11 protein-coding genes are annotated in these 12,969 nt (G+C 29.8%); 3 read left to right on the top strand and 8 right to left on the bottom strand.

Translation table 11 applies throughout. From position 1 onward, the window contains the following. Positions 1-2: 2 nt before the first annotated feature. The gene (gene mltG / locus C820_RS10905; protein ID WP_004033939.1) at positions 3-1,355 is read right to left on the bottom strand and encodes an endolytic transglycosylase MltG; all 1,353 of its coding nucleotides are present in this window, start codon (positions 1,353-1,355) and stop codon (positions 3-5) included. A gap of 418 nt (positions 1,356-1,773) precedes the next feature. Between mltG and C820_RS10910 the strand changes: the two genes are divergently transcribed. From C820_RS10910 to C820_RS10920, 3 genes are all read left to right on the top strand, one after another. Beyond that, positions 1,774-3,069, top strand: coding sequence for a bifunctional folylpolyglutamate synthase/dihydrofolate synthase (locus tag C820_RS10910; RefSeq protein ID WP_004033938.1), 1,296 nt, complete (start codon positions 1,774-1,776; stop codon positions 3,067-3,069). Between the two features lie 113 nt (positions 3,070-3,182). Continuing rightward, positions 3,183-3,368, top strand: a complete 186-nt coding sequence (locus C820_RS10915; protein ID WP_004033935.1) for a hypothetical protein — start codon at positions 3,183-3,185, stop codon at positions 3,366-3,368. Positions 3,369-3,380: 12 nt separating this feature from the next. Then, positions 3,381-4,808 carry a tetratricopeptide repeat protein gene (locus C820_RS10920; protein ID WP_004033934.1) on the top strand — a complete coding sequence of 476 codons (1,428 nt, stop codon included), beginning with the start codon at positions 3,381-3,383 and terminating at the stop codon, positions 4,806-4,808. Positions 4,809-5,332: 524 nt separating this feature from the next. Here C820_RS10920 and C820_RS10925 read toward each other — a convergent pair. From C820_RS10925 to C820_RS10955, 7 genes are all read right to left on the bottom strand, one after another. Then, positions 5,333-5,965, bottom strand: coding sequence for a hypothetical protein (locus tag C820_RS10925; RefSeq protein WP_004033930.1), 633 nt, complete (start codon positions 5,963-5,965; stop codon positions 5,333-5,335). A 17-nt stretch (positions 5,966-5,982) separates the two neighbouring features. Beyond that, positions 5,983-6,753 carry a type I 3-dehydroquinate dehydratase gene (gene aroD, locus C820_RS10930; RefSeq protein ID WP_004033927.1) on the bottom strand — a complete coding sequence of 257 codons (771 nt, stop codon included), beginning with the start codon at positions 6,751-6,753 and terminating at the stop codon, positions 5,983-5,985. 11 nt (positions 6,754-6,764) lie between these two features. Beyond that, positions 6,765-7,514, bottom strand: coding sequence for a hypothetical protein (locus C820_RS10935; RefSeq protein WP_004033926.1), 750 nt, complete (start codon positions 7,512-7,514; stop codon positions 6,765-6,767). A gap of 74 nt (positions 7,515-7,588) precedes the next feature. Beyond that, entirely contained in the window at positions 7,589-8,248 is a 660-nt protein-coding gene (locus C820_RS10940) for a Pr6Pr family membrane protein (RefSeq protein WP_004033924.1), read from the bottom strand. A 167-nt stretch (positions 8,249-8,415) separates the two neighbouring features. Next, positions 8,416-9,246: a PRD domain-containing protein gene (locus C820_RS10945; protein ID WP_004033922.1), complete on the bottom strand. Its 831-nt coding sequence runs from the start codon at positions 9,244-9,246 to the stop codon at positions 8,416-8,418. Positions 9,247-9,279: 33 nt separating this feature from the next. Further along, on the bottom strand, positions 9,280-11,427 hold the full coding sequence (locus C820_RS10950; protein ID WP_004033920.1) for a PTS sugar transporter subunit IIABC: 2,148 nt from the start codon (positions 11,425-11,427) through the stop codon (positions 9,280-9,282). A gap of 643 nt (positions 11,428-12,070) precedes the next feature. Beyond that, positions 12,071-12,958 (bottom strand): YitT family protein, encoded by an 888-nt coding sequence (locus C820_RS10955; RefSeq protein ID WP_004033918.1) that lies wholly within the window; start codon positions 12,956-12,958, stop codon positions 12,071-12,073. Positions 12,959-12,969: the final 11 nt, after the last annotated feature.

Consider the following 12,969-nt stretch of genomic DNA (forward strand, 5'->3'; position numbering starts at 1 on the left):
TATCATTCCCTGCTTGCAAAATAGTTATCTCTTGCTTTTATAAAATCTTCATAAGTTTCTGTAAATACATGGTTGCTACTTCCATATTTTTCTACAACATAATAAATATAATTGTTGTCTTCTGGGTGCAATGCTGCCTCTAATGCTGCAGAACCTGGATTTGAAATAGGGCCAATAGGAAGACCTTCCACTTGATACGTATTATAAGGAGAACTATATTCTAAGTCAGACTCCATAACACGGTCTTTTGTAGTACCTTGTGCATATAACACAGTAGCGTCTATTTGTAATTTCATACCTTGCTCTAAACGGTTTCTAATTACACCTGCTGCTCTTGCCCTTTCTTCTGGTACTTGTATTTCTGCCTCTACAATAGAAGCTATTGTTACAATTTCATCTAATGTATGTTCTGACTGTTCCAAATTGTCTTTTATACTTTGTGTATATTCTATTTCAAAGCGTTGTAGCATTTTATCAATTAGTTGATGTGCTGTAACGCCATCATAGAGTGTATAGGTTGCTGGAAATAAATATCCTTCCAATTTGTATCTTCTATCTGGTGAAGTTGGTAAATCTTTTAAAAATTCATAGTCAAATTCTCCTGTATTGACTTCATTAATAAATTCTTCTGCTGTCATAATATCTTGTTCCTGCAATCTTTGTGCAATTTTGTCTATTGTAAAACCTTCTGGTATTACTAACTGATATGTTTCTTCTGCTTCTCCGCCTTTTTGAAGCAATTCCATAATTTGCTGATGTGTCATACTTGTATTTAAAGTATAATTTCCCTTTTGAAATGTACCATCATAATTATTTAATTTACTTTCTAATTTAAAACGGAATACGCTTTTAATTAAATTCTTCTCTTTTAATATTTCCGCAATATCTGATGTACTTGCTCCTTCTGGTATTGTAACAGCAACATCTTCTCCAACATCTGTTGCAACACCCGGATTAGAAGGCATCATTAGACTTCTAAAAAATTGAAATGCCCCTAAACAAAGCCCAATACAAATGAAAAATAATAGCAATGTAGAAAGTATTTTTTTTCTTCGTTGTTTCTTTTTTTGCTTTCTTTTTCTTTCCAAATTTTTTCTGCCTTCTTCTTTGTATTGCCTTTCTGGCATTCTTACAGCTTGTGTTCTGTTATTGTAGTGTGTTTGTTTTGTTTGCCTTTGCCTTATTTGTTTTTGTTGTGTTCTCTCTCCTCTAGTAGCTCTACTTTGTTGATGTAATTTTTGTTCTTCACGTGTTCTATTAAATTGCTGTTCTTCCGAAAATATCTCACGTAAAAAACGATTTTTTTCTTCTTCGTTCCCTAATAAATTACTATTATGTCCGTCTTTTTCCTCCACTCTGACACCTCCAAATTACTTCAAAATACTTACAAAACTAATTTATTATACAATAGTTCTTACCTAAATGACAATAAAAAATAATAAATTGTATTATAAAATTATTCCATACTATAAATTTACAAATAGTATTGTCACTTTTGTTTTGTGGTATTTTACTATTTTTTGCATGATATTGCCTGTAATTGATATAGAATTCTTAAAAAACTCTTATATCTTCTGCAATATTATTGCACTTTTTCCAATTACTGATTATAATTATATTTCAGATAGTAATGTTAGTATGGTGAAAATATAGCTGTTTCCCAAGTAAAAGAATTTAGTGGGAGCTTTGCTCCCACTAAGGTTCTTTACTTAGTAAAGAACTAAATACTACACTATATAAGTACAAAAGCAAAATAACTTTAAGGGGGCAATTATGAACTATCAGCAAGCCTTAATATATATCAATCAAATTTCTTCATTTCGTTCTACAACAACACTTGGACTATCTAGAATACAACAACTTTTAGAAAGAATAGGAAACCCTCAAAAGCAATTAAAATGTATTCATGTTGCAGGCACAAACGGAAAAGGTTCTGCCTGTGCTATGTTACAAAGTATACTCACTCAAAGCGGTTATAAAACAGCTTTGTATACCTCTCCTCATTTGATAAAATACAACGAACGTTATCAAATTGATGGTGCTTATATATCAGATGAGAAATTTGCACAAGAAGTTTGTTTTATAAAAAAACATTATACACAAATGATTGATGAAGGTTTTGAAGCTCCTACATTGTTTGAATTTTTAACTGCTATCTGTTTTCATTATTTTGCACAGCAAAATGTAGATATAGTGTTGTTGGAAACAGGCTTAGGTGGTTTATCTGATGCTACTAATATAATCGAAAATCCACTTCTTTGTTTAATTATGTCTATTGGTATAGACCATATAGAATTTTTAGGAAACACCATTGAACAAATTGCAATAGAAAAAGCAGGCATTATAAAACAAAATTGTGCTGTAGTGTTGTATCCTCAGAAGAATTTAGTATATAATAAAATAGCAGATATTTGTAAACAAAAACAATCTCCTCTTTACGATTTGCAAAATAATGTTAAAACAAAAATACTTTTGCAAAATTTAGAAAAGACATTATTCTCTGTTTCTACAAAATATTTTCAATATGATATGGTAAATTTATCATTATTAGGGGAGTATCAAATACAAAATTGTATTACTGTATTGTTAGCTTGTCATGTATTGAAACAATATGGTTTTCATTTAACAGAACAAACTATATTAAATAGTATCCAAAAAACAAAATGGCAAGGTAGAATGGAAATAATACAACATTATCCTATTGTAATATTAGACGGAGCACATAATATAGATGGCATTATTATGCTTTCTCATTCTATCAAAAAATATTTCAAACATAAAAAAATAACACTTCTTATAGGTGTATTGCAGGAGAAAGAATATCAAAAAATGATTGATATTATACTTCCTATGGTAGATATTGTAGTATTAACAGAACCTATGAGTAGCAGAAAATTAGATATTGAAAAATTAGAAAAAACAATGCAATATTCTCATAAAAAAATATTAAAAAATGCTCATGTAATAGAAGCATATCAAACAGCACTATCTATTACAGCAAAAAAAGATATATTACTTTGCTGTGGTTCTCTTTATATGATTGGAGAAATTAAATCAGCACAAATGTAAATAAAAACTGTACAAAAATAGAATAGAAATGGTATTATACTATTTCATACTTTTTTATAAATGATATTATTTGTAACTAAAAAAACGACATCTCTTATCTGGAGGTTTTATATATGATAGATTTTAAACAAGAACTTTCTAAATACCAACCTATATTAGAATTAGAACGAATAGAGGACTCTATTCATACTAGCGAAGTACAAGACATTCTTGACATACTACAGCACCTTTCAAAAGGTGCTTATACTCAAACAATGCAAAATCAAACAGTACACAGTCGACCAAAACAAAATTCTTAAGGAGAATGTCTAATGAAATGTCCAAATTGTGGTTATTTTATACGTCAAGGGGTAGTTTGCCCAAATTGTGGTGTAGACGCCTTTATATTTAGAAAAACTCGTAATACTTCAATTCGTTTATATAATAAGGGATTAGAACAAGCAAAATCACGTGATTTAACAGGTGCCATTAAATCATTAGAACAAAGTATACTTTTTGATAAAAATAATTATATTGCACGTAATCTATTAGGATTAGTATATCATGAAAAAGGACAAATTGCAGATGCTTTGAAACAATGGATTGTAAGTGCTTCTATAGAACACAAAAATAATCCTGCTTCTCGTTATATGGACATATTACAAAAAGATGGTAGAAAAATGGAGAAAAAAAATGACGCTGTCCAGTTTTATAATCAAGCAATTGCTTATTTGCAGCAAGGAAGTGATGATTTAGCACTAATACAATTAAAACGTGCCTTAGACTATAATAGTAATTTTGTGGAAGCTTGTAATTTAATGACACTTTGTTGTCTACAAGAAAAAAATTTTAATAGAGCTTCTTATTTTGTGCAAAAAGTGCTTAAAATCGACCAGTATAATCCTACTGCCTTGCATTATGCAAGAGAATTAGATATTGCAATGAATAAAAAATCAGCAAAAAACAATACAGATAACAATACTGCAAAAAGAACAGATGCTGCTCCCCCTGTTCCCACATATCGCAAACAAATTCGTCAAAGCAGCTTTAAAAATGAAATCATTGCCTTTTTTATTGGTGGTGTTAGCGTTGCTATTGTATTGCTTTCTTTGGTGATGCCTGCATTATCTGAACAAAAAGATAAAACTATTGATGATTTACGCTCTAAAGTGTCATCTGCTACAGCAAATGGTAATATTACACCTGAAGAACTGACAGAACTACGTGAAAGAGCAGAAAAATTAGAAAAAGAAAATGAAAAGTATAAAGCAGAAGCTGTAAAACAACAAAATATTACGCTATTACAAGAAGCATCTGCTCTAGCAGAAAATAATAATTTTATTGATTCTGCTGCTAAAATTATTTTAATTGATACTTCAAACTTTTCAGAAGAAGAAAATGTTGCACTAAATGCACTAAAATCATCTGTTTTACCAGAAGCAACTTCTATATTATATACACAAGGACGAAATGAATTTTTAAATAAAAATTATGATGTAGCAAAAGAAAATTTTGAAAACTGTTTAAAATATGCTTCTTCTGAAGATTTCATTGATGATGCGTTTTATTATTTAGGACAAATTGCACAAGAAAAAGGTGATGTTACAGCGGCAATAGAATACTATCAAAGAATTATAGAAAAATATCCAGACTCTAATAATGTTGCTAACGCCCAAAATGCTTTAGAACAACTAAATGCTACTGCTGTACCTGAAGAAGAACCTCAACCAGAAGAAAATACAGAACAAAATACAAATTAAATTGTTTATCAATAATAAGTAATACCCTCGCATTTTTATGCTATGGGTATTACTAGTATTGTTATACAACAGTTGATATTGAGGCATAAAGAAAGGAAATGACTATGATACATTGTATTTTTATTGTCATTTTTACATTGTTTATTGCATTTCAAAATATAATACCTATGGCAATAGAAAAAAAAGCTAACTTTGTATGCTTTATACTATTTATTGTGTATTTATATTGCTGGTATAAAGTATTAAAAAAATTTAGTATAGAAAAAAATATGCTTTATTTAAAATTTTCAGCTATATTTTGGTTTGTTGTACTATTATTTCATATTCTATATATGTCTTGGCAAAGGTATGGAGTACATTTTCCTTTGTTATCTCCTTTTGTACTATTTGTATATAGTCTATTTTGGGGATTTAGCTTTTTATCAAAACAATATTTGTTACTGTTATCTATTGGTATATCTTTATTTTATTTCTGTATTTCATTAAATCATATTAAAAAAATAGTCCCCTAACTTTTGTTTTTGTTAGAGGATTATCTTTTTACTAACACTTGGTAAAATCAGTAATATGCCATTTCTGTCACCTAGAAACTGATTGACATAATATTCTGAATTGATAAATTGTATATTTTCTTTTTCTACTATAGCAAAAGGGCTTATATTAGGATATTCTCCTTGTTCTATTTTACTTAATCTAGTAGAAGCGTCATTTTCTTCTAAACCGGTTTGTATTACTTTAATATATGGAAACTGCCATATTTTTTTTGATAATTCTAATAATTCATTTATTTTTTGTTGCTGAAATATAGTGTCACATTCTGAAACTAAAACGTCACTTTCAGGTATAATAATTTCATAACAAAATGTATTATCTTCTGGATAATTATTTAACCAAAATCCTCTTATTTCGCTGTAATTTTTAAAGTAAAATACACTTTGTTTATAGTCATGAGAGCGATGTTCTGTAAAACCTAATACAAAATTTTGTTCTATTTTATGTTGGTTCCACTCTACAATTTGTTTTTGAGAAATCTCATTATCACACCCATGTAAAAATTTTAAACCAGCAATATCTAGTGCTATATAAAAATCATTCATAAAATTGCTGTATATGTCTTCTCTTTTGAATTGTAGTGAAACATTAAAATAAGCAGGCATTGTATCACTTCTCCACATTACATTTCAATCATGCTATTGTGTATCATTTGAAGTAGTTGTTTTAACTTTTTTGCTTCAATTTGTCCTGGTGCAGAACTTTTTTGTACTGCTCCAAATGTAATAGCAGAGCCGAAAATTTCTCCTACAATGCGAGAAATACCCCCCATATTACCCATAGACATAGTAACAAAAGGTCTATCTGCATATTGACATTGCATTTGCTCTGTAGCACACAGAAGTGTTAAAACATCTTTTTTATTTTGGGGCATTACTGCAATTTTAGTAATATCTGCTCCTAATTTCTGCATAGTACAAAGTCGTGATATAATTTCATTTTCCTGTGGTGTTTTTTTAAAATCATGATTAGATACTATTGTTTTTACAGCATATTGTTTTGCCTTTTGCAATAGAGAATTTAAAACTATACTATCTGTAAACAATTCTATATCTATCATGTCTACTTTTTTACACTTTATTACAGCTAAAAGAAGTGCTTCATATTGTTTTTGAGAAATTTCTTTTTGACCTCCTTCTTTTTCTGTACGAAATGTAAATAATATAGGTATTTGCTTCACCATATTTTTTATTACACTAAGTGTTTGTAATACTTTTGACGTATCAAAACAGTACTCATACCAATCACAACGCCATTCTATTAAATCTACACATTCCTTATCTATTTGATTGATTTGCTGCAATATGTCCTGTTCCGTAACGCCTACAATAGGAACACAAATTTTAGGGATACCTTCTCCTATTGTTATATTACCAATGGTAACACTTTTCATATTAATTCTCCTTATACTCTTTTTTTGATATTACTTTTTGTTTCTGTCGTTTCGCTTAATGATTGATAGTTATTATATGCCTGTTTAAATGTTGCAGAAGAAGTATCTATTGTGGCTTTTGTGTTTTGTTCAGTAGAAGAAATAGTTTGTTCTTTTTTGTATGCTGTACCATCTTCTGATATATCATATTCTGCAGTTACTTGTTCTGCTCTTTTCAAAACAGATTGATAAATTTTTTCTGTATTATTTGTTTTAGTACTTTTTTTGTTTTTTGATGTCTTTTCTGTTTTTTCTGTTGTTAGTTCTGTCTCCCATTTCATATCTTTATAACTGTCTGTTTTAGTAAAATGGGTATGTTCTTCTTGCAATGCAGATGTAAGATATTCTGCCATTTCTTGGTCTTGTTTTGCTATAGACATAGAAAACTGCATTTTTTGTGAAAATAATCTTTGTACATCATCTTTTGTTTTACAATTTTTTAGTGCTTCTTTAAAATTTTTTCTTTCTTGTTGTACTGCCTCCGCTTTTTTATATAACTCTGGTGCGTGCTCTCTTAAAAGCCTTAATTCTTTATCTGTTAATTTTTTTCCAAATTTTAACTTTGTACGAATATCTGATATTTTTTGAGAAATTTGTTTCTGTTTTTGCTCTTTTTCAATTCTAGCTCTTTCTGGGTCTTGTTTCCTCATTTCCCATAAATGCTGCATTTTCATTGTATTTAAAAGACTATTAATATTTGTGATACCTGTTATATTTTTCATACCATTTCCACCTTTCCAATATTGCCCTTTTATTATTTTTCGGCAGAAAAATAGTTTTTCTTAATACTTGTATATTATCTTTTATGTTGCATTGCTTTTGACAATAATTTATCAAATATAACATAAACATAACCTGCTGCAATATAACAAGCACTTAATGCAATTATATTTACAACTACTCTTTCCCAACCTAATAAATCTACTGCAATGAATTTATAAGGATAGCTTGTATTTTGATTTGGTATAAAACTTCCCTTAGATGCTATACAAAATATCAACACCATGTAAATATAAGGTATTATTGTCCAAAAAAATGCTGCTTTTTGAAAAAACATTCCTTTTTTATCCCATAAAATCCAATCTAAAAAAACCAAAAAAGGCGTATAGTAATGTAGTAAAAAGCTACCTAATCCTTTTGTTGTTGTAATTGGCTCCATATTAAAATCTCTTCCATTTAACAGAAAATGATATATAAACCCTGTAAGTAGCATCATCATTGTGACACCACCTTTTATATTAAGTAATTTTTTACTATTGTTATATTCTGGAAATAACAGAAGAAACAAAAATAATACAAATACAAAAAAATTGCTCCAATTTGTATAATACATTAACGTATACCATTTTATTTTACCCTGATATAAACCCAATTTTATAAAAAGTCCTATGCCACACCCTATTACTAAAAAAAGTCTATATAATGTTTTTTTTACACTTTTATATGGCTTGTCCATAAAAATCTCTCTCCTTTTTTCATTTCTTTTATCATACCAAATTATGGTAAAAAATACTATAAACTTTGTACTACAAAAATATCTCCTTAATTAATTATTACTTGCTTATACGACAAAAAAAGCTACTGACAGTATAGTCAATAGCTTTTATAAATAAGGGGGGTTTATTATTCATCTACACTTTTTACACGTTCAATGTGTATTGCGAAATAACTTATTTCTATATCAGGAAAAGGTTTTTTTGTAATGTTTTCAAATTCTTTGCAAATCCTTTTTGCCAAATCAAAAGAGCTTGGAAAATTGTCTAAAACATAAGACGTCATGTCTAAATGTAATTTTTCTTCATTGATTACACGTAATATCATAAATTTCATATGTGTTAGTAGTCTAGTATAAGAAATGGTTTCATTATCTAAAATTGTGCCTAATTCCATTTCAATTTTTTGTATTCCTTCTTGTATCATACGAGCAATGTCCATACTTTGCACAACATGTTCTCTTGTTAAAGCAGTATGAACATGAAGTGTAATATAACCAACTTCATCATCGTTAATTTCGACACCAATTTTTTCTTTTATAAACTCTCTACCCATTTTTGCTACACTATATTCTTCTTCAAAAAGTACTTTAATTTCTTTTGCAAAAGGATTTTTTAATTCTATACCTTCTTGCATACGTTTTATAGCAAAAGCAATATGGTCTGCTAAAGCCAGCAATATATTATTATCTACAGCACCAAATTTCTTTTCTGCTTCTTCTATAATACTAGCTGCAATTTCAATAAAAACAGGAGAAATACTTTTTATGGTATGAATAGAATTCTGTCTTGATTGCTCTTCTGTAAAACAATATGCTTTCGCATTATCAATACTATTTACATTTTGATTTACTTTTTTGCCAAAGCCTACCCCTTTACCAAGAAATATATATTCTTGTTTGCTATCTAAATCTATAACCAATATACCATTATTATTTAAAACTTTTAAAATTTTAAACATACTTCCCCTGCTTCCTCTACTTCCTTTTGTTTATTATTTTATTATGATTATATCTTCATTTGCTTGGTATTCTGTTTTGTCTTTATATTTCCAAACAATTTCTTGACCTTCTTCTAAATTAGTAAATACCATAGGAATTGCTGTAGATGCTGCATTTTCTGCAATATAGTTTAAATCTACTTCCATAAGCTTATCGCCTTTTTTCACTGTATCTCCATCATTTACAAATACAGTAAATCCTTTACCATCTAATTTAACAGTATCAATACCAACATGAAGTAATATTTCTGTACCTTCTTTTGTCTTTAATCCTATTGCGTGTTTTGTAGGGAATACTGTTTCTATTGTAGCATCGGCTGGAGCATATACAATATTTCCTTTTGGGAACATTACAATACCATCTCCCATAAGTTTTCCTGCAAAAGCTTCATCTGGTGCTTCACTAATGTCTGCCATACGTCCTTCTACATAACTACTAAATACTTCTTCCTTTTTATTTATTGTTTGTGCTTTACTTTCTGTTTTTTGTTGTTCTGGTTCTGGTGCAGGTGGTGTTGGAACTGGTGCTTCCACATCACTTGCTGGACTTGCTAAATAATCTTCTAAATTCGATTTAATTACAGTAACTTTTGGACCATAAATAACCTGTACACCTAATCCTTTATGAATAACTCCAGCTGCTCCAGATTGTTTCAAAAGTGCATCTTGTACTTTTGAGGAGTCCACTACTGTACATCTTAATCTTGTTGCACAACAATCTACGTCAGAAATATTTTTCTTTCCTCCAAGACCTTGACAAATCAACTGAGAAACTGCATCTACACCGCTTGTTGCTGCTCCTGCTGCACCGCCTGCTTTTGCTGCATTTACGTCTGCTCTTGTATACAGTTTTGTTTCAACATCATCATCTTCTCTACCAGGTGTTTTAAAATTAAATTTTTTAATTAGTAAAGTAAATACTAAGAAATATACTACAAAATAAGCAATACCTATTATTACAACCCATATCCAATTTGTTTTTGCATTACCTTGCATAATACCAAATAATGTCAAGTCAATCAATCCGCCAGAGAATGTCATACCAACGCCAACTTTAAAAATGTGCATAAGCATATAGGCACAACCTGCAAAAAAACAGTGAATTGCATACAATATAGGTGCAATAAATAAAAATGTAAATTCTAATGGTTCTGTAATACCTGTCAACATAGATGTCAATGCTGCGGAAAGTAACAAACCTCCTGCAATTTGTTTCTTTTCTGGTTTTGCTGTTTTATACATAGCAAGTGCTGCTCCTGGTAAACCAAATATCATAAGTGGGAATTTACCAGCCATAAATCTCGTTGCTTCTACATCAAATATTGTTGTATTAGGACTTGCTAATTGTGCAAAGAATATATTTTGTGCACCTTCAATCAAACTGCCATCTATTGTTGCTGTACCACCAACTGCTGTCTGCCAGAAAGGCAAATAAAATACATGGTGCAAACCGAAAGGTATTAATGCTCTTTCCATAATACCATAAATTAATGTTCCTGCATAGCCTGAACTTCTTACTACATCACCTACAGCATAAATACCCTGCTGTATGATAGGCCATATGTAGAACATAACAATGCCAACAATTAAATAAACAATAGAACAAATAATTGGTACAAACCTTGTTCCTCCAAAGAAAGATAATACTTGTGGTAATTCTATTTTATAAAAACGGTTGTGCAATGCTGCAACACCTAATCCTACTATAATACCACCAAATACACCCATTTGCAAAGACTCTATACCAACAACAGAACTAATAGAACCATTTGGCAATGTTGCTGCTGCATTTGTTACAGTAAGCATTGCTCCAATGGCGGAGTGCATGATAAAAAATGCTATCGCTGCTGCCAACGCTGCAACTTCTTTTTCTTTTTTTGCCATACCAATAGCAACACCCATAGCAAACAATATAGGTAAATTTGCAAATACAATGTCACCACATTTATTTAATACAGAAAGTATTGCATATAAAAATGTTCCTTCTCCTAATATACCACTTAAACCATAGGCTTCAATCATATTTGCATTTGTAAAAGAACCACCAATGCCTAAAAATAAACCTGCTACTGGTAATATTGCAATAGGTAACATAAATGAACGTCCAACTCTTTGTAATACTCCAAAAATCTTATCTTTCATGTGATATCGCTCCTTTTATTATAAAATAATAAATAAAAATTTTATAATGCAGAGAAGAATAAATATCATTCTTCCTTTGTATTATGTGTATTATGCCCCTTTTTGTACTAAAATTTCATTTGAACCTAGGAAAACAAAAAATTAGTACAAAAAAAGACATTAATACCCAAAATAATTTAATAATATATTTTGGATAGTTAATGCCTGCTTGAACAGTAACACACTATTTACTTTAATATAGCATAATCATATTCTATTTGTCAATCCTTTTTTACTTTTTTCTATATCTTACTAAATTGTTTTTATTAACTTTAAAATATATATTTGATGTTATTATGTTTCTATTTTATTACTCAGAACAATAAAAAAGTACTGGTTTAAAAAACAAGTACTCAGTCTGTCAAAAAAACTCATTTGCTGTAAAAAGCAAGGGGTATAGGGAGTGCGACTCCCCATTCTAATCCGCAAGGCGAGCTTTGCCCGCCTGAGGAAAACAGCGAGTTTCAAGGCTTTTAAGCCGATGGAACTCGCTGTTTATACTTCTATTTAAACAAGTCGAAAACCTGTTTTCGACTTAGCGTGTCGACTTTATCGACACGCTGAGTACTGGTTTAAAAAACAAGTACTTTTTTCAATTATATATTTATAGTATACGTGGAAGCCCTTTGTTTTGCTGCTTTCCATATTTCATTAAATTATTTCCCATTACTTCTGAAACATCTAAAATAGTCACAAAAGAAGGACTATTTGTTTCTATATCTACTTGTTCTATTACAGTACGTAATTCTGTCACTTCTACACGAGTTAATACAACATACAATACAGCTTTTTTACCACTGAACATACCTTCGCCTTCCATTTTGGTTACAGTTCTTCCTAAATTTTTTAATATTGCCTGTGAAACTGCTTGTTGTTGCTCTGTTACAATTAATGCTGCTTTTACCTGATTAGAACCTTCTACAACAGTGTCTATCAATTTTGATGCAACAAAATAAGCCACAAGAGAATACATTGCTCTATCAAAACCAAATATAAATATTGCCACTGTAAATATAAAAAGATTACAAATCAGTACAAATTGTCCCACAGAAGTATTTGTTTTTTTACTTATCAATATCGCTGCCATTTCTGTTCCGTCCATACAAGCACCATATCGTATCACAAGTCCCACACCAATACCTAATAATACACCACCGAACAATGTAGCAAGCAATGTGTCCTGTGTAATACTTTCCAAATTTTTTGCCAATATCAAACCAGCAGAGAGTGCTGCCATAGCATATAAATATCCTATTGCAAAACGTTTTCCCATTTGTTTTGATGATACAAACATAAAAGGAATATTTAGTATTACAACAATAATATTTAAAGGAATATTTGTCAAATAGCTCAGCATAATAGAAATGCCTGTAATTCCACCATCAATAATATGGTTTGGTATCAAAAACACTTCTAATCCTATTGAAACAAATATAATTCCTACTGTAATCATAATGTATCTTGCAATAAATGTTCTAATGGTATGTAACATAATATTATCTC

The organism is Clostridium sp. MD294 (genome assembly GCF_000364165.2).
Lineage (GTDB): Bacteria > Bacillota > Clostridia > Lachnospirales > Anaerotignaceae > Coprocola.

What these genes read in the sequence shown, in the direction of transcription:
- C820_RS10920 (WP_004033934.1), top strand. Translation starts at nt 3,381, where the DNA reads ATGAAATGTCCAAATTGTGGTTATTTTATACGTCAAGGGGTAGTTTGC.
- C820_RS10955 (WP_004033918.1), bottom strand. Translation starts at nt 12,958, where the DNA reads ATGTTACATACCATTAGAACATTTATTGCAAGATACATTATGATTACA.
- C820_RS10940 (WP_004033924.1), bottom strand. Translation starts at nt 8,248, where the DNA reads ATGGACAAGCCATATAAAAGTGTAAAAAAAACATTATATAGACTTTTT.
- C820_RS10910 (WP_004033938.1), top strand. Translation starts at nt 1,774, where the DNA reads ATGAACTATCAGCAAGCCTTAATATATATCAATCAAATTTCTTCATTT.
- C820_RS10945 (WP_004033922.1), bottom strand. Translation starts at nt 9,246, where the DNA reads ATGTTTAAAATTTTAAAAGTTTTAAATAATAATGGTATATTGGTTATA.
- C820_RS10915 (WP_004033935.1), top strand. Translation starts at nt 3,183, where the DNA reads ATGATAGATTTTAAACAAGAACTTTCTAAATACCAACCTATATTAGAA.
- C820_RS10950 (WP_004033920.1), bottom strand. Translation starts at nt 11,427, where the DNA reads ATGAAAGATAAGATTTTTGGAGTATTACAAAGAGTTGGACGTTCATTT.
- aroD (WP_004033927.1), bottom strand. Translation starts at nt 6,753, where the DNA reads ATGAAAAGTGTTACCATTGGTAATATAACAATAGGAGAAGGTATCCCT.
- C820_RS10935 (WP_004033926.1), bottom strand. Translation starts at nt 7,514, where the DNA reads ATGAAAAATATAACAGGTATCACAAATATTAATAGTCTTTTAAATACA.
- C820_RS10925 (WP_004033930.1), bottom strand. Translation starts at nt 5,965, where the DNA reads ATGCCTGCTTATTTTAATGTTTCACTACAATTCAAAAGAGAAGACATA.